The following is a 25,331-nucleotide window of genomic DNA, read 5'->3' as shown; positions in this document are numbered from 1 at the left end:
TCAGGCGGGCTGAAACCTCAGCGCCACGCCGTTGTTGCAATAGCGCCGCCCGGTCGGCGGCGGCCCGTCCATGAACAGATGCCCCTGATGCCCCAGACAGCGGGCGCAGTGGTATTCGGTCCGGGCTATGCCGATCAGGCGGTCGGTCTTGGTCCCGGTATTGTCCTGCATGACCCGCGTGAAGCTGGGCCAGCCGGTGCCGCTGTCGAACTTCCACACCGATTGGAACAGCGGCAGGGCGCAGCCCTTGCAGACAAAGACGCCGCGCCGATGCTCGTCGTTCAGGGGGCTGCTGAACGGCTGCTCCGTTCCCTCATGCCGCAGCACGCGCCACGAGGCCTCGCCCAGCCGCCGCTTCCATTCCGCATCGCTGATCCGCCGAAAGGGCGAAGACGCCCACTGCCCTTCCGACGCGTCCGCCGCCTCGGGCGCACAGCCCGACAGGGCGACGGCGACGCCGCCCAGCACCACGGACCTTCGATCAAATACGGCGTCCATGCCCCCTTATACGGCGGCAGGGCCGGTTTAGTTTCAGACCAGGCCGGTCGCCTCGTCCAGACCCAGCATGATGTTGAGGTTCTGCACCGCCGCGCCCGAGGCGCCCTTGCCCAGGTTATCGAGCATGGCGACCAGACGCGCCTGCTCCCCGCCCCGGTCGCCAAAGACATGCAGACGCATCCGGTTGGTGCCGTTCAGGGCCTCCGGCTCGATGCCGCTCATGGCCTCGGTCTCGTCCAGATCGGCGACCTCGACGAAGCGCTGCCCTTCATAGGCCTCGACCAGAGCGCCGTGCAGCCGCTCGACCGAGGGCGTTTCCGGCAAGGCCGACAGATGCAGCGGCACCTCGACCAGCATCCCCTGGCGATAGGCGCCCACGGCGGGCGCGAACAGGACGTTACGCGACAGGCCGGTGTGCAGGGTCATCTCCGGCACATGCTTGTGCTTCAGCGTCAGACCATAGGCGCGGAAGGCGGTCGACGCGCCCTCGGCTTCGAATTCAGCGATCATGGCCTTGCCGCCGCCGGAATAGCCCGAGACCGCATTGACCGTGACCGGATGGCCAGCCGGGACCAGCCCTGCCCGCACCAGCGGCCGCATCAGGCCGATGAAGCCGGTCGGATAGCAGCCGGGGTTCGACACCCGCGTCGAGGCGGCGATGGCCGCGCGCTGACCCGCATCCATCTCGGCGAAGCCATAGGTCCAGGCCGGATCGACGCGGTAAGCCGTCGAGGCGTCGATGACCCGCACGCTGGAGTTCTCGATCATCGACACGGCTTCCTTGGCCGCATCATCGGGCAGGCACAGGATGACCGCATCGGCGCTGTTCAGCGCCTCGCGCCGCGCCTCCACGTCGCGCCGACGCTCGCCCAGCAGGATCAGCTCCAGATCCCTACGCGCCTCCAGACGCTCGCGGATCTCCAGCCCCGTGGTACCGGCCTCGCCGTCGATGAAGATGGTGTGGGTCAACTGCTCAAGTCCTTAGAGCCGGAACCGTCCGGGCGCGTCTCACTAATAGGGGTAGAGTTTGGGAACAATCGGGCAAGCCACGCAGCGCCGCCCGCGATGGACGTTCCAGCCAGCACTACGATTAACAGGATCACCGGAACGACGATGACGCCGCCCAGCCCATTGCCGTCAATGCTCAGGCCAAATGCCTTGAACGACACCGAATGGGCCGCTTCCTTTTTCGTCATCTTTTGCCTGAACACCGGGCACATCTCCGCATTAGCGAACTGATGTGCAATCCCTTCGGGTAGTAGGGTCCAAAAACGGATTGTCCGTCAAGAGCACCTGACAGCCCGCCCACCTCGTCGTTAACCGGCCCGCTGATTTTTAGAACTGAAAGAAGCGGAAAGAAGCGGAAAGAAGCGGACGGGAACACGAAGCAGCGGAAAGAAGCGAAACACGGCGAAGTCTCACGCCCTTGAATTTCCGACTTCACATCCACGTGATGTGGGCCCAGACAAAGAAAAAGGGCGCTCCGGGTTTCCCCGAAGCGCCCCAAATCCAAATCGCCTGAAAGCGATTAGCGCTTCGAGAACTGGAAGCTGCGGCGAGCCTTGGCGCGGCCGTACTTCTTACGCTCGACGACGCGGCTGTCGCGGGTCAGGAAGCCGTGCGGCTTCAGGACCTTGCGCAGTTCCGGCTCAAAGTGAGTCAGAGCGTGCGACAGGCCGTGGCGGATGGCGCCGGCTTGACCCGACAGACCCGAACCTTCGACGGTGCAGACCACATCGTATTGCGTGGCGCGGTCCGAAACGGTCAGCGGCTGGGCGATCATCATGCGCAGCACCGGACGGGCGAAGTAAACTTCCTGGTCCTTGCCGTTGATGGTGATCTTGCCGGTGCCCGGCTTGACCCAGACGCGAGCGATCGCGTTCTTGCGCTTGCCGGTCGAGTAGGCGCGGCCTTGGGCGTCCAGCTTCTGGACATAGACCGGGGCGTCGTTTTCAACGGTGCCCAGGGCCTTCAGGGCGTCGAAGCCGGTGGCTTCAGCAGTCACGTCGGTCATGCTCAGACGCTCCGGGTGTTCTTGGCCGAGGCCGACTTGAAGTCGATGGTCTGCGGCTGTTGGGCTTCGTGGTCGTGCGCGGCGCCGGCGAACAGACGCAGGTGCGTCATCTGCTTGCGGGCCAGCGGGCTTTCCTTCGGCAGCATGCGCTCGACGGCCTTCTCGAGCACGCGCTCGGGGAAGCGACCGCCCAGAACCTTCTCCGGGGTCGTCTGCTTGATGCCGCCCGGGTGACCGGTGTGGCGATAGTAAACCTTGTCGGTGTTCTTCTTGCCGGTGAACACCACCTTGTCGACGTTGGTGACGACGACGTAGTCGCCGCAGTCAACGTGCGGGGTGTAGGTCGGCAGGTGCTTGCCGCGCAGACGGTTGGCGATGAAGGTCGCGAGGCGGCCCACCACGACGCCTTCGGCGTCGATGTGGATCCACTTCTTTTCGACCTCTGCCGGCTTCAGCGAAGCCGTAGTGCTCTTCAGCATATTGAGGGTCCTGAAAGACGAACGGTGCGGCTCATCCCGTAGCCGGGAAGAGCGGAAGGCGTGCTGATAGAGGGTCATCCACAGCAGGTCAACACCCGATAGTGACACTAATTTATCCCATGCGATTGATTTAAAACGATTTATGTCAAACGGTATTAAAATACCCGATCCTCACGCCCGCAATTCCTTCCTTCTCCACTTGCGGGAGAAGGTGGCTCGCAAAGCGAGACGGATGCGGGGTCGCTTATCCGCTGGACAGGGACGCCGCAGCCCTCGCGGAACACGGTTCCCCTTACGCTCCAAACCATGCCAAGCTCGCCACCGTCCCGCCGCCTCGCAAGGATCACGAAATGCGTCTCCTCGCCCTGCTTTTCTCGGTCCTGACCTTGGCCGGATGCGCGACAAAGCCTCCCATCGCTATGACCGCCTCTGCTCAAAGGAACCCCTGCACGAACGGCATTCTCGCTCTCTACTTCAAGGACGAGGCCGCGTCCTTGCGGCCTTCAGTTTCGATGGAGTGGCCAGCGTGGGCGATGGAAGAATGCCCCGGAGCCGCCTTTAAGGTGATCGGCCTGCCCGAACCGTCCGCCGCCAGCCTGCAAGGCCGCCGAGCTGAGTCCATTGCTCTGGCCCTGCGCGCCTTCGGTATTCCGCAGCCATCCTTCGAACTGGGGGAGGCCGAAGACCAGGCGCGTCCGGTCCTGGAAGTACTCGCCCGACCCGACCACTAGACGTTCGCATTTTTGTTCTTGATTTGTTCCAGCCCTGTGCCATCCTCTCGCTATGAGAACGGCGATGAAAGGACGCGGCGCACGCTCCAACGACTCGGGCCGGTATGAAGCCGACCGGCGCGAGGAATTCGACGACGGCTGGACGGATCAGGACGAAGCGGCCGCGCCGCTGCGCACCACCCTCTCGCCGGAACACGCGCGCACCATCATCGCCAGGAATACGAGTCCCGACGTCGGCTTCGATCGCTCCATCAACCCTTACAAGGGCTGCGAACATGGCTGCATCTACTGCTACGCCCGTCCGTCCCATGCCTGGATGGGCCTATCCCCGGGTCTGGATTTCGAGAGCCGGATCTTCTTCAAGCCCCACGCGGCGAGTCTGCTGGAACAGGAACTCGCCAAGTCCCGATACGTCTGCAAACGCATCCACATAGGCGGCAACACCGACCCCTATCAGCCGGTCGAGCGCGAGACGCAGTCCACCCGCTCGATCCTGCAGGTCATGCAGCGGTTCCATCAGCCGTTCAGCATCATCACCAAGTCGGTGCTGATCGCCCGTGACGCCGACATTCTGGGCGCGATGGGACGCGAAGGTCTGGCCTCGGCCTTCGTATCCATCACCACGCTCGACCGGGGTCTGGCGCGGGCGATGGAGCCGCGCGCCTCAACGCCCGCCAAACGACTGGAGGCCATCAGTCGTCTGGCCGACGCGGGCTGTCCCGTCGGCGTCGGCTTCGCACCGGTCATCCCGGGCCTGAACGACCATGAGATGGAAGCCATACTCGAGGCGGCGCAGAAGGCGGGCGCGACCTCGGCCATGTATGTGACCCTGCGCCTGCCGCTGGAGATCAAGGACCTGTTTCGCGAGTGGCTGGTAGACGCCCGCCCCGAGCGCGCAGCCCGCGTCATGTCCCTGATCCGCCAGACGCGCGGGGGCAAGGATTACGACCCGGACTGGGCCCAGCGCATGAAGGGAACCGGCCCCGTCGCCGACCTGATCGCCACGCGCTTCAAGGCGGCGATCAAGCGCTACGGGCTGGACGCCCCTCGCACGCCGCTCGACGTGACCCGGTTCCGCGTCCCGCCCGACATGCGCCCCCAGATGGACCTGTTCGACCTCGCGTCCTAGCGCCGGAAGATCCCGACCAGTTCGACATGGGTCGACCACAGGAACTGGTCGATCGGCGTGACCTTCTCCAGCCGGAAGCCGCCGTCGATCAGGATTCGGGCGTCGCGAGCGAAGGTCTGCGGGTTGCACGACACGCCCACGACCAGACTGGCCTTGGTCCCCGGCAGTTGCTGGGTCTGTTCCAGGGCGCCCGCGCGCGGCGGGTCGATCACCACAGCCTCGCAGCCCTTCAGGTCATAGGGCGACAGCGGGCGGCGGAACAGGTCGCGCGCCTGGGCCTCGATGGTCTTCAGACCCTGGGCCGTGGCCACGCCCGCCTTCAGCGCCGCAATCGAAGCCGCCGACGAATCCGCCGCGATCACGCTGGCCACCTCGGCCAGAGGGAAGGTGAAGGTCCCGGCCCCGCAGAACAGGTCGGCGACCTTCTTGGCTCCCCTCACCGCCTCCACCGCCCGGCTGACCATGGCGGCCTCGGCTACAGGCGCGGCCTGCAGGAAGGCTGCGGGCGGCAGGGGCACGGTCGCCCGGCCAAAGGTGATGCGCGGCTGGCGCGCCATCACCAGGGTGTCGCCGTCCAGGCTCAACCGCGCCAGACCGGCCTCGGCCGCCGCCGCGATGGCCCGCGCCGTCACGTCCGCCGTCAGTCCGCCCGACTTCTTCTCGACGCCCGTGACGTCCACATCCAAACCGGTGTCGGTCAGGGTCACATGCAGGGTCGGCGCCGATTTCGGGTGCCCCAGGAAGGGCGCCGCCACCTTGGCCAACGCCGGCAGGGCCGCCGTCAGCGCCGGATCGGACACCGGGCAATCCGTCAGCTCGACCAGCCGCCACGAGCGCCGCGCCTTGAACCCCAGCAGGACCCGCCCGCCCGGTCCGCTGCGCGCATGCAGAGCCAGACGACGGCGGCTGGCCTGCGGCACGGCCACGGTCGCCTCGACCTCGGTCTCGATGCCCTCGCGCGCCAGGGTCTGGATCACCACCTCGCGCTTCCACGCCAGATAGGGCTCGTCCGCCCAGTGCTGCAGGGGGGCGACGCCGCATTCGGCATAGGTCTCGGAATGGATCGGGCGGCGGTCGGGACTGGCTTCGATCAGGTCGAACGCCTCGACCCGTCCGTCCTTCACCTCGGCCGAGATCACTTCGCCCGGCAGGGCGCCCGGCACAAAGACAAGGCCCTGGGGCGTTTCGGCGATCCCGTCGCCCTGGTGGCCCATGCGGGCGATGGTCAGCGTTTGCGTCATGGCGCGGCTTCTACCCGGTCCCGCGCCGAATCTGAAACCTGAACGAAGATGAACAGGCCGATCAAAAGCCGTTCAGCTTCGCCCCCCTATTTCTGGATGCAACAGACAGCGCAGCGAAGCCGTTCAGCTTCGGGATCTGTCACAGGAACACGAACGATGATCGGTCATCTGTCCAAAAAGGCATCCGCCGCCGCTGTCGCCGCCCTCGCCGTGACCGGTTCGCTCATGGTTCCGGGCGTCGTCAGCGCCCAGACCTATGGCTACGGCTATCCGCCCGCCTACAACAACTACGGTTCGCAGGGTCGCTACAACGACCCCTGCGTCGGCGATCAGCGGAGCCGGACGACGACGGGCGGCGTGCTCGGCGCCACCATCGGCGCCGTGGCCGGATCGCAGTTGGCGGCGCGTGGCCGCCGCACCGAAGGCAGCGTCCTGGGCGGCGTGCTCGGCGCAGCCATCGGCGCCGGCGTGGGCAACAGCTCCGCCAACTGCGACAGCCGTTATCGTTCGTCCAGCTACAACTCGTCCTACGGCGGAACCTATGTCCCGCCGGCCTATGGCTACGACAATCGTGGCTACGACCGTCGCTACGACGACGGCTATGGCCGGGACTATCGCGAGTACAACGACGATTACGACCGCGGCTACGCCCAGCCCGCGCCGGATTATCGCTATCAGAACACCGACGAATGCCGCCTCGCCGAGAGCGTCATCCGTCTGCCCGACGGTCGCAGCGAGACGCGCTACGTGCGCACCTGCCCCGACCAGAACGGCCGCTATCGCGTCGTCGATTAAGTTTCAGCCCCCCTGTCGATCGACGACGTGAAGAGGGCCGCCGGTTATCCGGCGGCCCTCTAAACCTATGGGCTAGGTCCGGCGCGCCCACATCAGGAACTCGATGTTGCCGTCGCCGCCGGTGATCGGACTTTCCGCCGTTTCCCGCACGGTCCAGCCGACGCTTTCCAGCCAGGCGCGCACGCCCTCGACCGCCGCCGCATGGGCCTCGGGGTCCTTGACCACGCCCTTCTTGCCCGCGTCCTTGGGCCCAGCCCCCTCGAACTGCGGCTTGACCAGGGTGATCAGGTCCGCGTCCGGCGCCGCCAGATCCAGCGCCGCCGGCAGCACCTTCGACAGACCGATGAAGCTGGCGTCGCAGACGACCAACGACGGCGCCTCCGGGATGATCTCAGGCGTCAGCTCGCGCGCGTCCGTCCGCTCCAGATTGGTCACGCGCGGGTCAGCCGCGACCTTGGGGTGCATCTGGCCAAAGCCCACATCCACGGCGAAGACCTTGGCCGCGCCGCGATCCAGACAGACCTCGGTGAAGCCGCCCGTCGAGGCGCCCACGTCCAGCACGACCCGCCCCTCGACCGCCACCGGCCACAGGTCCAGCGCCCGTTCCAGCTTCAGCGCCCCGCGCCCGACCCAGCGATGGGCGGCGGCATAGCCGATCTCGGCGTCCTCATTGACCGCCTGCGAGGCCGCCTTGGCGGGCGCGCCATCGACAGTGACGCCGCCCGCCTCGACCGCCGCCTTGGCCTTGGCCCGGCTTTCGGCCAGGCCGCGCGTGACCAGAAGCTGATCCAGACGGACCTTCCTCACGCCCCGGCCATCGCGTCCAGACGCGCCAGCGCGGCCTGCAGCTTGACCTTGCCCTCTTCGGCCTCGGCCAGCTTGGCGCGCTGCTCGTCGACCACTTCCGGCGCGGCGCGCGACACGAAGTTGGGGTTGCCCAGCTTCTTGTTCACGTGGCCGATGTCGCTCTCGAAGACCGCGATCTCCTTCTCCAGACGCGCGCGTTCGGCGGTCAGATCGATGATCCCGGCCAGCGACAGCGCCGCCGTCGTCCCACCCGAGACGAAGGTCACGGCCCCTGCGGGCGCGGCCTCGACCACAGCGATTTCCGACACGCGACCCAGGGTCAGCAGCAGGTCACGGTGACGCGCGACGCGCTCGGCGGTCACGACGTCGGGCGCGACAAAGGCCAGCGGCGGCTTGGCCGACGGCGGCACGTTCATCTCGGCCCGCAGGGCGCGGATTTCACCGACCAGATCAACCAGCCAGCCGATCTCGGCCTCGGCCGTGGCGTCGATAAAGGCGTCCGGCAGCACCGGCCATTCAGCGGCCATCAGCAGGCCGTCGCGGGTCGGACCTTCCTTGCCCAGTTCGGCCCACAGCTCTTCGGTGATGAAAGGCATGACCGGGTGCAGCAGCTTCAGCGTCTGGTCGAGGGTCCAGGCGGTCATGGCCCGCGTCTCGGCCTTGGCGGCTTCATCGGCGCCGTTGAAGACCGGCTTGGCCAGTTCCAGATACCAGTCGCAGAAGACGTTCCAGACGAAGCGATACAAAGCGCCCGCCGCGTCGTCGAAACGACCGCCCTCGATGGCCTCGGACACCTGGCGCTCGGCCTTGGTCAGTTCGCCGCGGATCCAGCGGTTGATGGTCTGCTCGACCGTCGCCGGGTCAAAGTCCTCGACGCGCTTGGCCTCGTTCATCTGGCTGAAGCGTGCGGCGTTCCACAGCTTGGTGCCGAAATTGCGATAACCTTCAATGCGCTGCTTCGACAGCTTGATGTCGCGCGTGCCCGACAGGATGGCCATGGTGAAGCGCAGGGGGTCGGCGCCCAGCTCGTCGATGATGCCCAAGGGGTCGATGACATTGCCCTTGGACTTCGACATCTTCTGGCCCTTCTCGTCGCGGACCAGACCATTGATGATGACGCGCTTGAACGGGACTTCGCCGTCCATGAAGTGCAGGCCCATCATCATCATCCGGGCGACCCAGAAGAAGATGATGTCCGCCGCCGTCACCAGATCGCTGGTCGGATAGAAGCGCTCCAGATCCTCGGTCTTCTCGGGCCAGCCCATGGTCGAGAAGGGCCACAGGGCCGAGCTGAACCAGGTGTCCAGAACGTCCTCGTCCTGCGTCAGCACGACCTCGGAATCATAGTCCGACATCGCCTGTTCGCGCGCGTCCTCTTCCGTCTCGGCGACATAGATCTCGCCGTTCGGGCCATACCAGGCCGGGATACGGTGGCCCCACCACAGCTGGCGCGAAATGCACCACGGCTCGATGTTACGCAGCCACTCGAAATAGATTTTCTCATAGCTTTTCGGCTCGAAGACGGTCGCGCCGTCCTCGACCGCCTTCAGCGCGGGCTGGGCCAGGGTGTGGGCGTCAACGTACCACTGGTCCGTCAGCCACGGCTCGATGACCACGCCCGAGCGATCGCCGTGCGGGACGACGTGCTTGGTCTTCTCGATCTCGCGCAGCCAGTTCTCTTCCTCGGCGCGGGCGACAATGGCCTTGCGCGCGGCGAAGCGGTCCAGACCGACCAGGTCGGCGGGGATTTCCGGGACGTCGTCGTTGGTGATGCGCGCGAAGGCGTCCATCACGTTCAGCGCGGCCAGACCGGCGCGCTTGCCGACGCCGAAGTCGTTGAAGTCGTGCGCCGGAGTGATCTTCACCGCGCCAGACCCCTTGGTCGGATCGGCGTAGTCGTCGGCGACGATGGGGATGCGACGGCCGGTGATCGGCAGGATCACGGCCTTGCCGACCAGACCCTTGTAACGCTCGTCCTCCGGGTGAACCGCCACGCCGGTGTCGCCCAGCATGGTTTCAGGCCGCGTCGTGGCCACGACGATGAAGCCGCGCGTCTCGAACTCGGTCGCCTTGCCGTCCTCGTCGAAGGCAATTGGGTGCTCATAGGTGACGCCGTCGGCCAGCGGATAGGCGAAGTGCCAGTAGTGGCCGTCCTGCTCGCGCTGTTCGACCTCCAAGTCCGAAATGGCGGTCTGGAAATGCGGGTCCCAGTTCACCAGGCGCTTGTCGCGATAGATCAGGCCGTCCTGATGCAGCTTGACGAAGACCTTGCGGACGGCGGCGTTCAGCCCTTCGTCCAGGGTGAAGCGCTCGCGCGACCAGTCGCAGGACGAGCCCAGACGGCGCAGCTGGCGCACGATGGTGCCGCCCGATTCCGCCTTCCATTCCCACACCTTTTCGACAAAGGCGTCGCGGCCCATGTCGCGGCGTCCGATATTGCCGGCGGCGGCCAGTTGCCGCTCAACCACCATCTGGGTGGCGATGCCCGCGTGGTCGGTGCCGGGCAGCCACAGCACGGCCTTGCCCTTCATCCGGTGATAGCGGGCCAGGATGTCCTGCAGCGTATTGTTCAGCGCGTGGCCGATATGCAGCGAGCCCGTCACGTTCGGCGGCGGAATGACGATCGAATAGGCGTCGGCAGCGCCGTCCGTCGGCTTGGCGGCGCGCGGCGCGAACAGGCCGCTCTCTTCCCACTGGGCGTAGAGGCGCGGTTCGGCGGCCTGGGGTTCGAAAGTCTTCTCGAGCATTTTATTCTCTTTAGGTCCCTACCGCTCCGCACGCGGTGCGTCGCTGCATGAGGGTTGGGTTTCTGAAAAAGCGAAAGGGCGGCTCCGCCGGAGCCGCCCTCAATGACTTAGTGTCTGGTGAAGCGAAGGGCTAGCCGGCGTTGCGGGCGATGCGTTCTACTTCCTTGCGTACCTGGGCCTCGACGATGGCCGGCAGGTTGGCGTCCAGCCAATCCTTCAGCATCGGGCGCAGCATGGCCTGGACCATGGCCTCGACCGTATTGCCGCTGACGAAGGGCATGTCCTGCGGCGCGGCGACCGGCGCTTCCGGCTTCTGGAAGGTGGCGGCCAGACCGGCGAAGGCCGAGGCGGCGCTGGCGGCGGCGCTTTCGCCGACCAGGGAATCATAATCAGGCGCCGCGGCCGGCGCAGGCGCCGGCTCGGGCTGGGCGGCCGGGAACGGCGCCACGTCGGCCACATCCAGATCGCCGATCGACTCGGCAGCGGGCGCTTCGTAACGCTCGGTCAGTTCCAGCACCTCGTCCTCGACGGGCGCCGCTTCCTCGACCAGGGGCGCGGCCTCGACCACGGGTTCCGGCGCCAGCTCGGCGACCGGCTCCGGCGCGGCGGCGCTTTCAGCCGGGGCGTCGTCTTCGGAGATGATCCGGCGAATCGACGCCAGAATCTCTTCCATCGTCGGTTCTTGGGCGGTCTGGTCGGTCATGGCAGAACCTTGGGCGAGCGGGGCTGAACCTGGTGGGACCGCCGACAGGCGCCGGGCGGCGCGCGACGATCAGGGCCGGACAAACAGACTCGCCCTCCCCTTGCCTCTGTCGTCGCACCAACGCCCGCCGGAATCAACGGACGTTTTCGCCTGTCAGGCTAATCCCCGGCTCAATTGCCGGGGGCGGTGCGGACGATTTCGCTCTTCAGCTGGGTGTCGATCGGCGCGTCCTCGACGTCGGCGGCCGGCGTGATCGTCGGCGAAGCGACGCGATCCAGCGTCTCGACCACGCCGTCCCACGGCAGGCCGCCGCGGTTGCGCACCGCGTTGTAGTTGTCCTCGGCGTCATAGGCGTCGATCGATGCGTCCAGGTTGGGTCCGCCCAGACGGCCCATGGCGGCCAGCAGTTGGGCCTGGGCCACGTACTGATTGCGATGGGCGCTGGCCAGGGTCACCTGGGCCGAGCGCAGTTCCAGTTCCTGGTTCAGCACGTCCAGCGTGGTGCGCAGACCCACCTGGGCCTCCTGACGCACGCCCTCGGCCGCGACCGAGGCGGCGCGGACGGCTTGCTCGCCGGCCAGCAGCGTCGACTTGGCGGCGACGGTCTGGGCATAGGCCGAGCTGACGCTCTGCAACACGCCGCGACGCTCGCCCTCGACGGTGATCTGGGCGGCGTTGGCGCGTTCCAGCGCCTGGGCCACCCGCGACCGCGTCAGGCCGCCGGTGAACAGCGGCACCGAAACAGAGGCGCCGGCGGTGAAGGCCGTGCGATCCGTCAGATCAAAGCCGGACAGATCGTTGGCCGTGCCGCCGTAGGAGGCCGACAGGCGCGCCGACGGCAGATACTCAGACCGCGCCGCGGCCACATTGGCTTCGGCGGCTTGCAGGGCATAGGTCGCAGCCAAAACGCCCGGATTCTCGACCAGGGCCACATCCAAGGCGGCGTCGAAATCATTCGGCAGGCCCGGCAGGACCGGCAGAGCGGCCATATTGGCCGGCGCCTGGCCGACCACGGCGGCATAGGCCGCGCGCGACACCGACAGTTGCGCCTGGGCGTTGGCCAGATCGGCGTCCGACTGGGCCAGGCGGGCTTCCGACTGGGCGACGTCGGTGCGGGTGATCTCGCCGACCTCGAAACGGGCGTTGGATTCGTCCAGCTGACGGCGCAGGACGGTGATGTTCTCCTGACGGATGCGCAGGATCTCCATGTCGCGAACGACATCGGCATAGGCCTGAATGACCGAGGTCATCACCTGCTGCTCGACTTCGCGCAGGTTTTCGCGACCGGCGCGGACATTGGCTTCAGCGGCGTCGATGCCGCGCGCGGTGCGGCCCGCCGTCCAGATGTTCTGCGACAGGCTGATGCTGGCCGTGGCGCCGTCGGTTTCGACCACGCCGAGAGCGTCGGTGTCCACGCGGCTGTAGTCAACGCCGGCCGAGGCGCTGATGGTCGGGCGCAGGCCCGAACGGGCCTGGACAATGGTCTCGTCCAGCGCCCGCTGGTTCGCCCGCTGGGCCAGCAGCGTCGGGTTGGTGCGATAGGCCAGGCCGATCGCTTCCTGCAGGGTCTCAGCCCCGGCCGGAGCCGCGCCGGCTCCCATGGCGAGGGTGATCAGAGCGACCGAAGCCAGCGCGCGCGAGCGTTTCAACATGAACCTATTCCTGCCTGACGCCCCCGACGGCGCGCCCCGTAATGCCTGAATGGCGTAGTTGGAGGCTCTGCCCGCCCTGCGCCAGTTAAGTTTTTTTCACGCAGCCGACGCGCGTCTCCGTCGCGCCGTCCTGACGCTTTAGAGCGCGAAGGCCGGAGCGGGAATCAGTTCCGTCAGAACCGGCGGGGCGCAGTCGAACAGTTCACGACGCGACACGCCTTCGCGACCGCGCACATAGAGGACGGCCTTGCCGATCGGACCGGCGCGCTCGACCACGGCCAGACGGCCGCCGGGACGCAGGGCCGCGATCCAGGATTCAGGACGCGTCGGCACGGCGGCCTCGCTGACGATCAGGTCATAGCCCTCGCCCTGCGGCTGGCTCAGCGGCGCGACCACGGTCGAAACGCCTTCGTCGGCCAGGGCCGCGCCCGTCACCTCGAACACGGCGGCGTCCGATTCCTGGGCCGTGACCGTCAGGCCCATGCGCGCCAGAACGGCGGCGGCGTAGGGACCGGCCAGGACCAGGGCCACTTCACCCGCGCGGGCGTCCAGCGCCTGCATCAGCTTGCCCAGATCGCGCGGCAACATCAGGCGACGGTCTCCGGCGATTTCCGGCTCAATGTCGGCATAGGCCGAGAAGGCGCGGTCGGCGGCGCAGAATCGCTCGCGCTCGACAGCGCCGAAAGCAGCCTGCAGGTCGCGATCCGTGACGTCGTTCACCCGGACTTGCGAGTCCAGCATGACCTTGCGTGCAGCGGCGAAATCCATGGTTCCAGGGTCCTTAGGGTCGGCGTAAGCGAAAAATCTGCGGCGCTTATAGGTCCGCGCGTTGCAGCCGACAATCCGATCTGATAGCTGACGCCCCTCGCGATGGTTCGGGTCACTCATTTGGGTGACGCAATGGCCTGATGGCGGAGTGGTGACGCAGAGGACTGCAAATCCTTGCACCCGGGTTCGATTCCCGGTCAGGCCTCCATCGCGAGCTAATCTTACAATCCACTCCCTCCCCGCCCAGGGGGGGCGCTAAAGCGCCCCTGTCGTCAGGTGATGCAGCGCCACGGCGCTGGTCGTGGCGACATTCAGGGAATCAAAGCCCCCTGACATGCGGATCGCCAGCGGCCGACAGCGCGCGATCACCTCGGCCGGCAGGCCCGGCCCCTCCGATCCCAACAGAATCGCCGTGCGCCGCGCGGGCTTCAGCTGGGACAGCGTCTCGAGCGCCGACGGGGTCAGGGCCAGAACCTCGAACCCCCGTGCCTCCAACGCCTCGACCATAGCCTCAGCCGTCACGCCCTCCACAAAAGACGTCCGCAGCACCGCCCCGACCGAAACCCGGATCGCTTTGCGATAGAAGGGATCGCAGCAGGTCGCATCCAGCAACAGGCCCGCCGCCCCGAACGCCGCCGCATTGCGAAACAGGCCGCCCATATTGTCGTGGTTGCCGATGCCGCAGGCCCCGACCACCACGGCGTGCTCCGGCAAGCCGTCCAGAAAGGCCGCAAGATCGAGCGGCTCCGGCTTGCGGCCCAAGGCCAGAATGCCACGATGCAGATGAAACCCCGCGATCCCGTCCAGCACGTCCTGCGGCGCGGTATGGACCGGCACATCCTCCGGCAGACGTTCCAGAATGTCGCGCAGCGCCTCCAACCGCTTCTCCGCGATCAGGACCGCCGCCGGCGCGCAACGCGACGCCCCCGAAGCCAGCACGCGCAGCACCACCTCCCCTTCCGCCACGAACAGCCCCTGACGGCCGGTCAGGTCGCGCTCCTTCACATCTCTAAAGGCAGAAATTCGAAGATCAGCGGCATCGGAAACGGGGATCAAATTCATGTCCGACCTTCTAGCGCACCCCTCGGAATAAATTTCGGCGTTTTCTGCAATTTGCCCGTTGCATGAATCAAAAAGGCGTTGCTATACAGCGGCCTCCCCCGAGGGGACGTTCCGCGGTAGCTCAGTGGTAGAGCAGCCGACTGTTAATCGGCTGGTCGTAGGTTCGAATCCTACCCGCGGAGCCACTCGGGGGCATTAAGCCCATGAAATCGCTAGGCTTAATATTTAGCCCACAGGGCTTCCCATCCACCTTCCCATCCAGCAGCCACGGCAGTCGTTCTCGCGCTGACGTCGACTTGCACGGCTTTGCACCGCTTTTCAGGCTTTCGCGCGTTCGAAAGCCCTCATTGCCGTGCGCATGACGGCCGGCATGGCAGACAGACAAATGAGCCGCTCCTCTGAACTTCCGACCGATCCTGACGTATCCAAGCTTCACGGTTACCCCAAGGATCAGGAGAGGTTTCATGGATCGTCGTGTCGTTCGCGTTCGAGTGCCCAGCGTCGTGGAGTATGATGTCGTCATCGACGACGGCCGCCCCGTCTTCGTCGGGGCCGTGATTCGTCGCGAAGCCTCGCGCCAGGGCCCAGACGCAGGGAAATGGATCGACACACATCGAACCACCTGGGACGGGCGCGGCGGCCGCAGCGACGGCATTGAGCGCCATCCGCAAACAGGCCAGGCGCTCGGAACCCGCAGCATGGTCATCGAGCAGGCGATCGCCGTCCTCGCGGCTGATCCCACGGCGGGGACACACCTGAAGGCTCCCAATCAGATGGGGCGACCTTCCAGGGCTTCGCGTCGCGCTACGTCCGGAACGCCCGCCTGATGTCGAACGATCATGAAGACGACGCCCGCGAATTCGCCTGCGCCCTTCTTGAGGAAGTGGACCTGGCTCCGCCGCGCGAGCGCCTGGCCCTGGCGATCCAAGCCATTAGAGCCGCCCCCTCGCTATCCGACAGCTACAGCGCGGCGGCGGCGGCCATGCACCAGAGCAGCCCCGAAGCGCTCGCCGCCTGGCTGGCGGCGCGCGAAATCACACGACGCGACGCCGGCGACCGAATCGAATCTGACGCAGGAAGGCTGGGAGACAACCTCTACGCCCGCCCCTATCTCTGGGCTTGCGTCGGCTATGCGCTGTGCGCGCTGGAAAACGACGAACATGACGAAGCCTTAGCCCAGTTGCGCCAGGTGCTCGCACTCGATGTCGATGACCGGATCGGCGCTCGATACGCCCTGGCGCCCGCTCTTCTCATCGCCGGACGGTTCGAGGATTTCACCGCCCTGCGAATCACACAGGCTGAGGATACGACGGCCTTCTGGCTCTATGCCGACGCCTACCACGCCTTGGCGGCCAAGGCTCCGATCACGGATCGCAAGACGCGCCTCGCGCGCGCCCTTGCGAGCAATGCACATGCGCCGCTGCTTTTCGCTCTCGACGAACAACAACTCGGCGAGCCCGCCGACAGCTTCGCCCCGGGCGGCTTTGAGGAGGCCCGCGCCCTCGCCTGTTCGCTCACCGGTCGCCTCTGGCGTCGCGACCACGTGGCGCTTCAAGCCCTCCTGAAGGCGAGCCGCTCTTCCCAGCAGAAGTGATCGTTTCGATCGCCTCGCCCCTCCGTCGCACGTCGCCGCGGCGACCTTTTCAGCAATTCCTGGAATACCGATGAGCCAACCTCAGCCGCCCCAACGGGGCTTCATATATTGGCGCGATCTTGCGCTTCACACCCTCCCGGTCGCGACGGTGCTCGGCTTTCTTGCCGTCATCGTCTTCCTGAACTCGGTGTTCGGGATATGGGGGCTGTCGGTGGCTCAATTGGTCACGCCGGGGGACACCATCGTCCCCGGCGTCATCCTGGGCATTCTGTTGGTCGCCCTGTTCATGTTCGCCTTCATCCCGGGCACGCTGCTCGACCCGATCCTGAAAAAGATGCCCATGCCGATACGCCCCTATGCCCTGGCGGGCGTCGTGGCGGCCAGCGCCGTGTTCTGGATCCCGAACGGCTTCGGCGGCTTCGGCGTAAAATTCGTCGCCACTCTGATCGCTCTGGGCTGCGCCATGCACCCCTTTCTCAACCGTCACGATTTCGAGAAGATCCCGCACATGGCCAAGGCCGCCACCGTGGTCGTTTTCGCTCCGGCAGCCGTATGGCTCACACTGGCCTTCACAGAAGCTCCCAAGCTTTTCGCTGCCTCGGGCTTCATGAGCGGGGCAAGCATTGAGAAGCAGGAGGGCGTGCCCTGTGATGCTCGTGTCCTCTGGCTTGGAGAAAGAGCCGTCGTCTTCAGATGCACCGCTCCTGAAGGAGATATCTGGGTGGCGACGACGACCGAGGGACTGGTTTTCCGTCCCTCCGCGTCATCGGCCTGACCTGAAGCCCGTTCATGGCTCACGGTCCTAGAATCCGAAGTCAATCTGGTTGCTCGACGCCTTGGCTGTACCTCGACGCCGTCGCGCCGAACTACCTGCGTGAGATGATGGCGCCGCAGTCGCAGTCGCTGTCGACTTCGGCGTGAAATCCGGCGGCGTGCGCGACGAGCGCGCTGTTTCAATCAGCCGAGGCGCTCGCGGCGCCGAAAGGAATCTCGGCCTCAGCGGCTTGCGGGATTTGCGACTTTCCTTCCAGGCCGTGAGTTCGCTTTCCCACCACCCTACCCGGTTGAGCGATATCCGGACCGGCTCGGGGAAGTCTCCGATTCGCTGAAGCCGCCACGCCGTCGACCGGCTCAACCCGACCACGTCCTTCACCTGCTTCCATGGAAGCAGACGATCTTCCTTCCCGCCTGCCTCAGGATGATCGCCTTCTGGATCAAAGGTCCGGCGTTCAACCACGACGACGCCCTCTTGCAGCGGCCGGCGCCCCGGTCCTGACCTCAGTGATCTGGGACCTGGCCCAGTCCCGAAGCAGGCCGCGCGGATAGTGGGGTTTCGAGCGGACATGCCGACACGGCGGACCGTCATTCCCCGTGGACCACAGGCGGGCCAGGGTCGCCGGCTTCATCCGGATTCCGAACAGGCCGAGAAAGGCGGAGGCCTCCGCCCGCGTCAGGAGATCCTCGTCGCCGTCCGCCAGCGTGGCCTCCACCTCGTCGATGTCGCGATCGGGGATCATCGCCCGCCCTCAACCGACGCGCATTGCCGCGAACTCGTCAGACGCCGGCCCGCCGTCAGGGCGAGGTAGCAGTCCACGACCGTGGCGACATAGGCGCGGGTCTCGGCGATCTCCGGAATGCGGCCGAGGCGAGCGACCCGGCCGGGACCGGCGTTGTAGACGGGCGCATGATCCACGGTCCCATGGGCGACGAACTCGTCGCGCAGCAGGGCGTTGCGCTTGTCCAGGAAGAGGGCCCGGAATTGTTCTCGCGGTTCATGAGCCAGGGCGACCCGGACATAGGCCAGAAGCGCCGTCCAGGAAGAGATCCGGGGCCGCTCCCCCACTTCGGACCGAACCAGCCGCACGCAGAGCTCACGCAGCACCTTGAGGTCGGCGACGAAGGCGGCGTCCACCCCCGGCGTGCGCGCCAGTTCCGGCGCGTCCGCCGCGACGATCGCCGCCAGGCCCCCGAACCGTTCGAGCAGGCGTCCGGCCGCGAGGCGGGCGTCCCTGGCGGCGCCGCGCCGGCGTAGCCAAAGGGCGAGCAGATCTCCCTCCGCCATTCCATCGAGCGGCGGGCCATAGGCGTCCGCTAGGCGCACGCCTGGGGGAACGATTTCAAACCTGGGCGCAGGCCGCATGGCGAAGTCCTCGCTGCTGTCCGCCTCCTCCCGGAAGGCGCCCGCCTCCGCCCTTCCTTTCCGATCGACGCCCCGCAGGCTTGGCGCTCGGAGCGGATCAGATCACCCTTCGGCCATGCTCAGGTTCGTGATCCCCGCCAGCTTGATTCTGGCCAGCTTCCTCCTGGCGCCGACCACGGCGCTGGCCGACCCGTGCGAGGCGCCCCTGCCCTCGCGCGCCGGCGCGACCTTCTCGGGATCGGTCCGATATGTCGGCGACGGCGACGGCCTTTGCGTCGGGCGATCTTCGGACCCGGCGACCTGGATCGAGGTGAGGCTGGCGGATTTCAACGCGCCGGAACTGGGCAGCCGCGCCGGACAGGAGGCGAGGCGCAGACTGATCCGCCTTGCCCTCGACCGTCCCGTCGCATGCACGGCGGTCAGGGGACGAAACGGCCGCGTGATCGTCCATGATCGCGTCATCGCCCGCTGCCGCCTGAACGGTCGCGGCCTGGGCGACCTGCTAAGGGCCGATGGCGGTCGCGAAGGCGGGCGATAGGCCTTGCAGAAATCGCGACATCCACGCCGTTGCATTGACGAGGCTTTCACCGTAACGGGAATCTATCGGAGAATTTCGATTTGCCACGCCTGCTCCGCCTCCTCTGCGTCTGCCTCGGCGTAACCGTAATGGTCGCGGTGCAGATGCATGGCGTGGTGAACAGCCAGCATCGTATCGAGCACGGCCTTCAGTTCCCCGGCGTCTCCTATGAGGACGCGGCCGATCTGGCCCATGATCATGATCACCATCATGACCATGGACACGCCCATGAGACGGCCGATGACGGCCCTGTCTCCGATCAGGCCATGTCGATCGACATGGCCGTCGACAGCGGCGGGACGCCCTTCACTCATCATCACCACAATGGCGGCGATATTCATGTCGCCCTGGCCGCGCCGGTCCATCCCGCCGCCAGCCAACTGTATAAGCCCATTGACCTTGGCCCGGCGCGCGACGCCTTGCCGCCCGGCGCTGTTCTCGACGCGCCGCTCCAGCCCCCCAGACAGAACGCCTGATCGCCTGAAAAGCTGATCCTGCGCGGCCTTGCGGCCGTGCGCGTCCTGTTGGAGACATCCCTTGAAACCTTCCCAATCCGGCGTTGCCGGATGGCGAGGGCGAGGCGCGGCCGTATCCGCCCTCGCCCTCGCCCTGGCGGCGGCCTGGCCGCCGCCCGCCATCGCGCTCGCCCAGTCGCCGGCTTCTGCTGAAGCCGCCTCTGGTCCGGCGCTCACCCTTGAAGGCGCGCTGCGGCGCGCCGTCGCCGCCGATCCGGCGCGACCGGGTCTCGACGCGCGCCTGCGCGGCGTCGAGGCCGGGGTTCGCCAGGCCGGCCTTCGTCCCAATCCGACCCTGGGTCTGATGGTCGAAAACCTGCCCACCCTGGGCGGAGGCGACATTCTGGGGCGAACAGAAACCACGCTGACCTATGAACAGAAGCTGGAGAGGGGCGGCGATCGATCCGCCCGCACCGGCCTGGCGCAAAGCGAAGGCCTGCTGATCACGGCCCAGGCCCAGATCGCGCAACTGGATCGCCTCGAACTGGTGCAGCGCGCCTGGGTCGACGCCATGGCGGCCGAAGCCCAGTTGGATATCGCGCGGGAGCGGCTTTCGCTTGCTGAAGGCTTCCAGAGGGAAGTCCAGCGTCGCGTGAACGCGGCCCGTGATCCGTTGTTCGCAGGGGCGCGCGCCGAGGCCGAACTGGCCCAGGCCCAGATCGACTTCGATCAGGCAGAGATCGCCGTTCGCGTCGCCCGCATCGTCCTGGCCAAGTTCTGGGACGGCGTCGCCGACTTCCGCATGGGCTCCTCCGACTTTGAGGACACGAGCGCCGCGTGGGTCGCCGCAGGGGCGGTGGCGCAAGCGGACCTTGAAGCCTTCCGCGCCCGTCAGGCCATCGCCGACGCCCAGGTTCGCCTGGAGCAGGCGCGCGCTGTGCCTGACCCCACGGTCAGCATCGGCGTTCGGCATATCTGGGACAATGAGGCGGCTCTGGTCTTCGGCGGGTCCATGCCGCTGCAGCGATATGACCGCAACCAAGGCGCCATCGATCGCGCCCGCGCCGATGGACTGGCGGCACGGGCCGATCAAAACGCCCTGCGCCTTGAGCGCGAGCGGGAAATCGCCCGCCTTCAGGTGCAGCTTCTGGCCCGCGCCAATGAAGCGCGGCGAATCGCCGAAGAAACCCAGCCTCAGGCTGAACGCGCCGTCGTCCTGGTCCGCGAGGGCTTCGCGCGCGGCGGCTTCACCTACAACGACGTGATGAGCGCCCATGCGGCCTTGTTGCAGGCCAAGGCCCGTCGTGCCGCGGTGCTGCAGACCTTCCACAACGACCGCGCGCGGCTCGACCGCCTGACCGGCGCGCACGCCGACCTGCTCGGCCTGGAGACACAACCATGAAGACGTCACGCACTTCCGCGACTGCGCTCGGCTGCGTCCTGGCCGCCGTCGCCCTGACGCTGGCCGCCTGCGGCGGCGGCGACAAGGCCGCCAAACCCGAAGGCGAAGCGGCGGCCGCCGCCGATTACGAACGCGGACCGCACAACGGCCGCCTGCTTCGCGACGGCGACTTCGCCATCGAGGTGACCATCTATGAGGAAGGGCCGGAACCATTGTTCCGCCTCTATCCCTACCTCAACGACAAGCCGTTCGATCCCGGACAGGTGCAAGCGAACATCGCTCTGACCCGCCTGGGGCCGAAGGTGGATCGCTTCGTCTTCACGCCCGAGAACGACTATCTGGCCAGTCCGGGCGTCGTGTCTGAGCCGCACTCGTTCGACGTCGCGGTCAGCGCCGTTCGTGCGGGCAAGCGCTCGGCCTGGACCTATCCGTCCTATGAGGGCCGGACGGTCATCAGCGCCGATGCGGCCCAGGCCGGCGGCGTCACCACCCAGCAGGTCGGCCCCGCCGTTCTCGGCGAGAGCCTGCCGCTCAGCGGCCGCGTCGAGATCACGCCGGAAGGCCAGGCCGAGGTCCACGCCCGCTATCCGGGCCGGGTCATGTCGATGACCGTTGAACTGGGTCAACGCGTCTCGCGCGGGCAGGTCGTCGCCCGCGTGGAGTCGAGTGAAAGCCTCCAGACCTATTCGGTCACCGCGCCCATCTCGGGCGTGATTACCGCCAAGACCGTCAACCCCGGCTCCATCACCGGCGGCGGCGCCCCCATGCTGACGATCGGCGACCCGACCCGCCTTCATGCCGAGTTCGTCCTCTATCCACGCGACGCAGAGCGCGTGCGCGTTGGGCAAAGGGTCGAGATCAAGAGCCAGGCGGGCGAGCATACGGCCAGCGGCGTCATCAAGGCGATCCTGCCGGCCGACGACGTGCTCAGCCAGACCCTCGTGGCCCATGTCGAATTGCCCTACCAGGGCGGTGTCTGGCGGCCCGGCCTCGGGGTTTCGGGTCTGGTCCAGGTCGGCCAGGGCGAGGCGCCGCTGGCGGTGCGCACCAAGGCGCTGCAGCCGTTCCGCGACTTCACTGTGGTCTACGCCAAGGTCGGCGACACCTATGAGGTGCGCATGCTCGACCTGGGCCGTCGCACCGAAGAATGGACCGAGGTTCTGGGCGGCATCGAGCCCGGCGCGACCTATGTCGTCGACGGCGCCTTCCTCATTCGCGCGGACATCGACAAGTCCGGCGCGAGCCACGACCACTAGGGGGATGCGTCACCATGCTTGAACGCATCATCAGCCTGTCGATCCGGCATCGCTGGGTCGTGCTGGCGCTCGTCCTCGTGGCGGCCGTCATCGGCGTCTGGAGTTTCCAGAAGCTGCCGATCGACGCCACGCCCGACATCACCAACGTCCAGATCCAGATCAATACGGAGGCGCCCGGCTATTCGCCGCTTGAGGCCGAACAACGCATCACCTTCCCGGTCGAAAACGCCGTCGCCGGCGTGCCGGGCCTGTCCTACACCCGGTCCGTCTCGCGCTACGGCCTGAGCCAGGTGACGGTCGTGTTCGAAGACGGGACCGACATCTACCGGGCGCGGCAACTGGTCAACGAGCGGCTTCAGACCGCGCGCGGCCAGCTTCCGTCAGGCCTGTCGCCTGAACTGGGGCCGATCGCCACGGGTCTGGGCGAAATCTTCATGTACACGATCGAGGCCAGGCCGGGCGCCCGCAAGGCCGATGGTGCGCCTTACTCGCCTGAGGATCTTCGCACCCTGCAGGACTGGGTCATCCGTCCGCAGATGCGCAACACGCCCGGCGTCACCGAGGTCAACACCATCGGCGGCTACGAGCGCCAGTACCACGTCACGCCCCGTCCTGAACGGCTCGCCGCCTTCGGCGTCACCATGGACGAGGTCGTTTCGGCGCTGGAGCGCAACAACGCTAATGTCGGCGCCGGCTATGTCGAACGCTACGGCGAGCAATGGCTGATCCGCGTGCCGGGTCAGGCCTCGACGGCGCAGGATCTGTCCAACATCGTCATCACCACGCGCGGCGGCGTTCCTGTCCGGATCGCCGAAGTCGCCGAAGTCGGCCTGGGCGAACAGCTTCGCACAGGCGCGGCGACGGAAAACGGCAAGGAGACGGTCCTGGCGACCGTCCTGATGCTGGCCGGTGAGAACAGCCGTGTCGTCGCCCAGGCGGCGGCGGCCCGACTGGAGGAAGCAGCCAAGGCCCTGCCGGATGGCGTGGTCGCATCGCCCGTCTATGACCGCACCGACCTGGTCGAGCGGGCCATCAGGACGGTCGAGAAGAACCTGCTTGAGGGCGCCCTGCTCGTGATCGTGGTGCTGTTCCTGTTGCTTGGGAACTTCCGCGCGGCCCTGATCACGGCGGCGGTCATCCCCATCACCATGATGATGACCATCACCGGCATGGTGCGAACCGGGGTGTCGGGCAATCTGATGAGCCTGGGCGCGCTGGACTTCGGCCTGATCGTCGACGGCGCCGTCATCATCGTCGAGAACTGCCTGCGGCGCTTCGCCGAGGCCCAACATCGGCAGGGGCGTCTGCTGACCCGTGACGAGCGCTTCTCCCTGGCGGCGCGCGCGTCCAGTGAAGTGATCCGGCCGTCCCTGTTCGGCGTCCTGATCATCACCCTGGTCTATGTGCCGATCTTCGCCCTGGACGGGGTCGAGGGCAAAACCTTCCATCCCATGGCCATCACCGTGGTCATCGCCCTGACCGCCGCCCTGGTGCTGTCCCTGACCTTCGTGCCGGCGGCGGTGGCGATGTTCGTCACCGGCAAGGTGCAGGAGAAGGACAGTTTCCTGATGCGCTGGGCGCGCACCGGCTATCAACCGGCGCTCGACTTCGCCCTGAGGATGCGCATCGCCATGGTCGCCGTGGCCGTGGCCCTTGTCGTGGGCGCGGCCCTGATCGCCTCACGCATGGGGTCGGAGTTCGTGCCGAACCTGGACGAAGGCGACATCGCCATGCACGCCCTGCGCATTCCGGGCACGAGCCTGACCCAGGCCATCGAGATGCAGACCGCTCTCGAAGCCCGTCTGGCGAAGTTCCCGGAGGTCGAACGGGTCGTGGCCAAGATCGGCACGGCGGCGGTCGCCACCGACCCTGTGCCGCCTTCGGTCGCGGACACCTTCATCCTGCTGAAGGACCGCAAGGACTGGCCCGATCCCCGCAAACCGAAGCTCCAACTCGTTCGCGAGATGGAAGAGGCGGTGAACGCTGTGCCGGGCAGCAAATACGAGTTCACCCAGCCCATCCAGATGCGGTTCAACGAACTGCTGTCCGGCGTCCGGGCCGACGTCGCCATCAAGGTCCATGGCGACGACCTGGATCAACTCGTGCAACTCGGCTCCCAGATCGAGGAAATCGTCGGCGCCGTACCCGGCGCCGCCGATCCGCAGTCCGAGCAGGTCACCGGCCTGCCCATGCTGCAGATCACCCCGAACCGGGACGCCATCGCGCGCCTGGGTCTGAGCATCGCCGATGTTCAGTCAGTCATCTCCACCTCGATGGGCGGGGCGACGGCGGGGCAGATCTTCGAGGGCGACCGACGCTTCGACATTGTCGTGCGCCTGCCGGAAGACCTGCGCCGCAACACCGCCGCCATCGGCCGCATTCAGGCGCCGCTTCCGGGTGCAAACGGCCAGCCGCGAGGCTTCGTGCCGCTCAGCGAGATCGCGACGATCACGCTGGAGACCGGCCCGAACCAGATCAGTCGCGAAGACGGAAAGCGTCGCATCGTCGTGACGGCCAACGTCCGCAATCGCGACCTCGGCTCCTTCGTTGGCGAGGTGCGAGAGCGGGTGGATCAGGAAGTCGACCTGCCCGCCGGCTACTGGGTCTCCTACGGCGGGACCTTCGAGCAACTGATCTCGGCGGCCAAGCGGTTGCAGTTGGTCGTTCCGGCGGTCCTGCTGCTGATCTTCGGCCTGCTGTTCGCTCTGTTCCGCTCCTGGCGGGATAGCGCCATCGTCTTCTCCGGCGTGCCCCTGGCGCTGACCGGCGGGGTGGCGGCGCTAGCGCTGCGGGGGCTGCCGTTGTCGATCTCGGCCGGCGTCGGCTTCATCGCCCTGTCGGGCGTGGCCGTGCTGAACGGCGTCGTCATGGTCAGTTTCATCCGGGGTCTGATCGAAGAGGGCAGGCCCGTGGGCCAGGCCATCCGGGAAGGGGCGCTGACGCGCCTGCGCCCGGTGCTGATGACCGCCCTGGTCGCCAGCCTCGGCTTCGTCCCCATGGCGGTCAACGTCGGCGCCGGGGCGGAGGTCCAGCGTCCGCTGGCCACCGTGGTCATCGGCGGGATCGTCTCTTCGACCATCCTGACCCTGCTCGTGCTCCCGGCTCTCTACAGCCTGGTCCACGGACGCGACGCCCCGGGCGATCGGCCCAGGCCCGCCTGGCTGGACCACCTCCCCTTCCGTCGCCGCCGCAGGCTCTGAAGCGGTCGGCCGCCCCGGAACGGGGCGGCCGCTCGTCAGCGCCTCAACGCATCACCGACATCCGCCGATGACGGCGGACGT

The 25,331-nt window shown here is 66.9% G+C and carries 26 protein-coding genes and 2 tRNA genes; 12 read left to right on the top strand and 16 right to left on the bottom strand.

The genetic code is table 11. From position 1 onward, the window contains the following. From msrB to rplM, 5 genes are all read right to left on the bottom strand, one after another. Window positions 1–498 carry a peptide-methionine (R)-S-oxide reductase MsrB gene (msrB, locus tag ACR9FL_RS07725; RefSeq protein WP_436357911.1) on the bottom strand — a complete coding sequence of 166 codons (498 nt, stop codon included), beginning with the start codon at window positions 496–498 and terminating at the stop codon, window positions 1–3. Window positions 499–531: 33 nt separating this feature from the next. Beyond that, window positions 532–1,467 carry an N-acetyl-gamma-glutamyl-phosphate reductase gene (gene argC, locus ACR9FL_RS07720; RefSeq protein ID WP_436357910.1) on the bottom strand — a complete coding sequence of 312 codons (936 nt, stop codon included), beginning with the start codon at window positions 1,465–1,467 and terminating at the stop codon, window positions 532–534. Further along, window positions 1,464–1,709 (bottom strand): hypothetical protein, encoded by a 246-nt coding sequence (locus ACR9FL_RS07715; RefSeq protein WP_436357909.1) that lies wholly within the window; start codon window positions 1,707–1,709, stop codon window positions 1,464–1,466. Before ACR9FL_RS07715 ends, argC begins: the two co-directional genes overlap by 4 nt. A gap of 317 nt (window positions 1,710–2,026) precedes the next feature. After that, a complete protein-coding gene (gene rpsI / locus ACR9FL_RS07710; RefSeq protein ID WP_296172199.1) occupies window positions 2,027–2,512 on the bottom strand; it encodes a 30S ribosomal protein S9 in 486 nt (161 codons plus the stop codon). A 2-nt stretch (window positions 2,513–2,514) separates the two neighbouring features. Beyond that, window positions 2,515–2,988, bottom strand: coding sequence for a 50S ribosomal protein L13 (gene rplM / locus ACR9FL_RS07705; protein WP_296172256.1), 474 nt, complete (start codon window positions 2,986–2,988; stop codon window positions 2,515–2,517). A 353-nt stretch (window positions 2,989–3,341) separates the two neighbouring features. Here rplM and ACR9FL_RS07700 point away from each other — a divergent pair, with 353 nt between their 5' ends. Together ACR9FL_RS07700 and ACR9FL_RS07695 are read left to right on the top strand one after the other, a co-directional pair. Beyond that, the gene (locus tag ACR9FL_RS07700; protein ID WP_436357908.1) at window positions 3,342–3,722 is read left to right on the top strand and encodes a hypothetical protein; all 381 of its coding nucleotides are present in this window, start codon (window positions 3,342–3,344) and stop codon (window positions 3,720–3,722) included. A gap of 52 nt (window positions 3,723–3,774) precedes the next feature. After that, a complete protein-coding gene (locus ACR9FL_RS07695; RefSeq protein ID WP_436357907.1) occupies window positions 3,775–4,851 on the top strand; it encodes a PA0069 family radical SAM protein in 1,077 nt (358 codons plus the stop codon). Here ACR9FL_RS07695 and ACR9FL_RS07690 read toward each other — a convergent pair. Further along, a complete protein-coding gene (locus ACR9FL_RS07690; RefSeq protein WP_436357906.1) occupies window positions 4,848–6,092 on the bottom strand; it encodes a class I SAM-dependent RNA methyltransferase in 1,245 nt (414 codons plus the stop codon). The genes ACR9FL_RS07695 and ACR9FL_RS07690 overlap by 4 nt on opposite strands. Before the next feature lie 156 nt (window positions 6,093–6,248). On the opposite strand from ACR9FL_RS07690, the gene ACR9FL_RS07685 reads away from it, so the two are divergent. Continuing rightward, a complete protein-coding gene (locus ACR9FL_RS07685; RefSeq protein WP_436357905.1) occupies window positions 6,249–6,887 on the top strand; it encodes a glycine zipper 2TM domain-containing protein in 639 nt (212 codons plus the stop codon). Window positions 6,888–6,959: 72 nt separating this feature from the next. On the opposite strand, the gene ACR9FL_RS07680 is transcribed toward ACR9FL_RS07685, so the two are convergent. From ACR9FL_RS07680 to ACR9FL_RS07660, 5 genes are all read right to left on the bottom strand, one after another. Further along, window positions 6,960–7,694: a TlyA family RNA methyltransferase gene (locus tag ACR9FL_RS07680; protein ID WP_436357904.1), complete on the bottom strand. Its 735-nt coding sequence runs from the start codon at window positions 7,692–7,694 to the stop codon at window positions 6,960–6,962. Continuing rightward, a complete protein-coding gene (locus ACR9FL_RS07675; protein WP_436357903.1) occupies window positions 7,691–10,441 on the bottom strand; it encodes a valine--tRNA ligase in 2,751 nt (916 codons plus the stop codon). Before ACR9FL_RS07675 ends, ACR9FL_RS07680 begins: the two co-directional genes overlap by 4 nt. A gap of 130 nt (window positions 10,442–10,571) precedes the next feature. Next, the gene (locus ACR9FL_RS07670) at window positions 10,572–11,144 is read right to left on the bottom strand and encodes a DUF2497 domain-containing protein (protein ID WP_436357902.1); all 573 of its coding nucleotides are present in this window, start codon (window positions 11,142–11,144) and stop codon (window positions 10,572–10,574) included. 170 nt (window positions 11,145–11,314) lie between these two features. Then, window positions 11,315–12,796, bottom strand: a complete 1,482-nt coding sequence (locus ACR9FL_RS07665; protein ID WP_436357901.1) for a TolC family outer membrane protein — start codon at window positions 12,794–12,796, stop codon at window positions 11,315–11,317. Window positions 12,797–12,934: 138 nt separating this feature from the next. Next, entirely contained in the window at window positions 12,935–13,564 is a 630-nt protein-coding gene (locus ACR9FL_RS07660; protein ID WP_436357900.1) for a protein-L-isoaspartate O-methyltransferase family protein, read from the bottom strand. Window positions 13,565–13,698: 134 nt separating this feature from the next. Here ACR9FL_RS07660 and ACR9FL_RS07655 point away from each other — a divergent pair. Beyond that, a tRNA-Cys gene (locus ACR9FL_RS07655) sits at window positions 13,699–13,772 on the top strand. A gap of 47 nt (window positions 13,773–13,819) precedes the next feature. Here the strand turns inward: ACR9FL_RS07655 and ACR9FL_RS07650 are convergent. Further along, window positions 13,820–14,626: a TrmH family RNA methyltransferase gene (locus ACR9FL_RS07650; RefSeq protein ID WP_436357899.1), complete on the bottom strand. Its 807-nt coding sequence runs from the start codon at window positions 14,624–14,626 to the stop codon at window positions 13,820–13,822. Between the two features lie 110 nt (window positions 14,627–14,736). Here ACR9FL_RS07650 and ACR9FL_RS07645 point away from each other — a divergent pair. The 4 genes from ACR9FL_RS07645 to ACR9FL_RS07630 all read left to right on the top strand — a co-directional run bounded on the left by ACR9FL_RS07645 (window position 14,737) and on the right by ACR9FL_RS07630 (window position 16,995). Further along, window positions 14,737–14,811: transfer RNA gene (locus ACR9FL_RS07645), tRNA-Asn, on the top strand. Between the two features lie 279 nt (window positions 14,812–15,090). After that, complete coding sequence (locus ACR9FL_RS07640; RefSeq protein ID WP_184273275.1) at window positions 15,091–15,453, top strand: hypothetical protein; 363 nt, start codon at window positions 15,091–15,093, stop codon at window positions 15,451–15,453. Continuing rightward, the gene (locus ACR9FL_RS07635) at window positions 15,453–16,220 is read left to right on the top strand and encodes a hypothetical protein (protein WP_436357898.1); all 768 of its coding nucleotides are present in this window, start codon (window positions 15,453–15,455) and stop codon (window positions 16,218–16,220) included. Before ACR9FL_RS07640 ends, ACR9FL_RS07635 begins: the two co-directional genes overlap by 1 nt. 70 nt (window positions 16,221–16,290) lie before the next feature. Then, complete coding sequence (locus ACR9FL_RS07630; protein WP_436357897.1) at window positions 16,291–16,995, top strand: hypothetical protein; 705 nt, start codon at window positions 16,291–16,293, stop codon at window positions 16,993–16,995. Window positions 16,996–17,022: 27 nt separating this feature from the next. Here the strand turns inward: ACR9FL_RS07630 and ACR9FL_RS07625 are convergent, their stop codons facing one another. Genes ACR9FL_RS07625 through ACR9FL_RS07615 form a run of 3 tightly spaced genes read right to left on the bottom strand, consistent with a single transcriptional unit; the run spans window position 17,023 to window position 18,360 of the window. Further along, window positions 17,023–17,565: a helix-turn-helix transcriptional regulator gene (locus ACR9FL_RS07625; protein WP_436357896.1), complete on the bottom strand. Its 543-nt coding sequence runs from the start codon at window positions 17,563–17,565 to the stop codon at window positions 17,023–17,025. Further along, entirely contained in the window at window positions 17,450–17,737 is a 288-nt protein-coding gene (locus ACR9FL_RS07620) for a hypothetical protein (protein WP_184273263.1), read from the bottom strand. Before ACR9FL_RS07620 ends, ACR9FL_RS07625 begins: the two co-directional genes overlap by 116 nt. After that, window positions 17,734–18,360: a JAB domain-containing protein gene (locus tag ACR9FL_RS07615; protein ID WP_436357895.1), complete on the bottom strand. Its 627-nt coding sequence runs from the start codon at window positions 18,358–18,360 to the stop codon at window positions 17,734–17,736. The genes ACR9FL_RS07620 and ACR9FL_RS07615 overlap by 4 nt, the downstream gene beginning before the upstream one ends. 115 nt (window positions 18,361–18,475) lie before the next feature. Between ACR9FL_RS07615 and ACR9FL_RS07610 the strand changes: the two genes are divergently transcribed. Beyond that, window positions 18,476–18,898, top strand: a complete 423-nt coding sequence (locus ACR9FL_RS07610) for a thermonuclease family protein (RefSeq protein WP_312165583.1) — start codon at window positions 18,476–18,478, stop codon at window positions 18,896–18,898. Between the two features lie 62 nt (window positions 18,899–18,960). Here the strand turns inward: ACR9FL_RS07610 and ACR9FL_RS07605 are convergent, their stop codons facing one another. Further along, window positions 18,961–19,278 (bottom strand): hypothetical protein, encoded by a 318-nt coding sequence (locus ACR9FL_RS07605; RefSeq protein ID WP_221415963.1) that lies wholly within the window; start codon window positions 19,276–19,278, stop codon window positions 18,961–18,963. Between the two features lie 196 nt (window positions 19,279–19,474). Here ACR9FL_RS07605 and ACR9FL_RS07600 point away from each other — a divergent pair, with 196 nt between their 5' ends. From ACR9FL_RS07600 to ACR9FL_RS07590, 3 genes are read left to right on the top strand one after another with little or no spacing between them, the layout of a single operon-like run. Beyond that, window positions 19,475–20,794: a TolC family protein gene (locus ACR9FL_RS07600; protein WP_312165587.1), complete on the top strand. Its 1,320-nt coding sequence runs from the start codon at window positions 19,475–19,477 to the stop codon at window positions 20,792–20,794. Next, window positions 20,791–22,050: an efflux RND transporter periplasmic adaptor subunit gene (locus ACR9FL_RS07595; protein ID WP_312165590.1), complete on the top strand. Its 1,260-nt coding sequence runs from the start codon at window positions 20,791–20,793 to the stop codon at window positions 22,048–22,050. The genes ACR9FL_RS07600 and ACR9FL_RS07595 overlap by 4 nt, the downstream gene beginning before the upstream one ends. A gap of 14 nt (window positions 22,051–22,064) precedes the next feature. Continuing rightward, window positions 22,065–25,250, top strand: coding sequence for an efflux RND transporter permease subunit (locus tag ACR9FL_RS07590; protein ID WP_312165592.1), 3,186 nt, complete (start codon window positions 22,065–22,067; stop codon window positions 25,248–25,250). Window positions 25,251–25,331 lie beyond the last annotated feature (81 nt).

It is taken from the genome of Brevundimonas sp. CEF1 (assembly GCF_051353055.1).
Classification (GTDB): domain Bacteria; phylum Pseudomonadota; class Alphaproteobacteria; order Caulobacterales; family Caulobacteraceae; genus Brevundimonas.
Note: the sequence above shows the minus strand (reverse complement) of the source record. Positions and strands in the feature narration are given on the sequence as shown.

Bases quoted from the DNA above. Each gene is read 5' to 3' on its own strand.
- msrB (WP_436357911.1), bottom strand. From the start codon at position 498: ATGGACGCCGTATTTGATCGAAGGTCCGTGGTGCTGGGCGGCGTCGCC.
- rpsI (WP_296172199.1), bottom strand. From the start codon at position 2,512: ATGACCGACGTGACTGCTGAAGCCACCGGCTTCGACGCCCTGAAGGCC.
- ACR9FL_RS07700 (WP_436357908.1), top strand. From the start codon at position 3,342: ATGCGTCTCCTCGCCCTGCTTTTCTCGGTCCTGACCTTGGCCGGATGC.
- ACR9FL_RS07695 (WP_436357907.1), top strand. From the start codon at position 3,775: ATGAGAACGGCGATGAAAGGACGCGGCGCACGCTCCAACGACTCGGGC.
- ACR9FL_RS07690 (WP_436357906.1), bottom strand. From the start codon at position 6,092: ATGACGCAAACGCTGACCATCGCCCGCATGGGCCACCAGGGCGACGGG.
- ACR9FL_RS07685 (WP_436357905.1), top strand. From the start codon at position 6,249: ATGATCGGTCATCTGTCCAAAAAGGCATCCGCCGCCGCTGTCGCCGCC.
- ACR9FL_RS07675 (WP_436357903.1), bottom strand. From the start codon at position 10,441: ATGCTCGAGAAGACTTTCGAACCCCAGGCCGCCGAACCGCGCCTCTAC.
- ACR9FL_RS07670 (WP_436357902.1), bottom strand. From the start codon at position 11,144: ATGACCGACCAGACCGCCCAAGAACCGACGATGGAAGAGATTCTGGCG.
- ACR9FL_RS07665 (WP_436357901.1), bottom strand. From the start codon at position 12,796: ATGTTGAAACGCTCGCGCGCGCTGGCTTCGGTCGCTCTGATCACCCTC.
- ACR9FL_RS07660 (WP_436357900.1), bottom strand. From the start codon at position 13,564: ATGGATTTCGCCGCTGCACGCAAGGTCATGCTGGACTCGCAAGTCCGG.
- ACR9FL_RS07650 (WP_436357899.1), bottom strand. From the start codon at position 14,626: ATGAATTTGATCCCCGTTTCCGATGCCGCTGATCTTCGAATTTCTGCC.
- ACR9FL_RS07640 (WP_184273275.1), top strand. From the start codon at position 15,091: ATGGATCGTCGTGTCGTTCGCGTTCGAGTGCCCAGCGTCGTGGAGTAT.
- ACR9FL_RS07635 (WP_436357898.1), top strand. From the start codon at position 15,453: ATGTCGAACGATCATGAAGACGACGCCCGCGAATTCGCCTGCGCCCTT.
- ACR9FL_RS07630 (WP_436357897.1), top strand. From the start codon at position 16,291: ATGAGCCAACCTCAGCCGCCCCAACGGGGCTTCATATATTGGCGCGAT.
- ACR9FL_RS07625 (WP_436357896.1), bottom strand. From the start codon at position 17,565: ATGTCCGCTCGAAACCCCACTATCCGCGCGGCCTGCTTCGGGACTGGG.
- ACR9FL_RS07620 (WP_184273263.1), bottom strand. From the start codon at position 17,737: ATGATCCCCGATCGCGACATCGACGAGGTGGAGGCCACGCTGGCGGAC.
- ACR9FL_RS07615 (WP_436357895.1), bottom strand. From the start codon at position 18,360: ATGCGGCCTGCGCCCAGGTTTGAAATCGTTCCCCCAGGCGTGCGCCTA.
- ACR9FL_RS07610 (WP_312165583.1), top strand. From the start codon at position 18,476: ATGCTCAGGTTCGTGATCCCCGCCAGCTTGATTCTGGCCAGCTTCCTC.
- ACR9FL_RS07605 (WP_221415963.1), bottom strand. From the start codon at position 19,278: ATGAATATCGCCGCCATTGTGGTGATGATGAGTGAAGGGCGTCCCGCC.
- ACR9FL_RS07595 (WP_312165590.1), top strand. From the start codon at position 20,791: ATGAAGACGTCACGCACTTCCGCGACTGCGCTCGGCTGCGTCCTGGCC.
- ACR9FL_RS07590 (WP_312165592.1), top strand. From the start codon at position 22,065: ATGCTTGAACGCATCATCAGCCTGTCGATCCGGCATCGCTGGGTCGTG.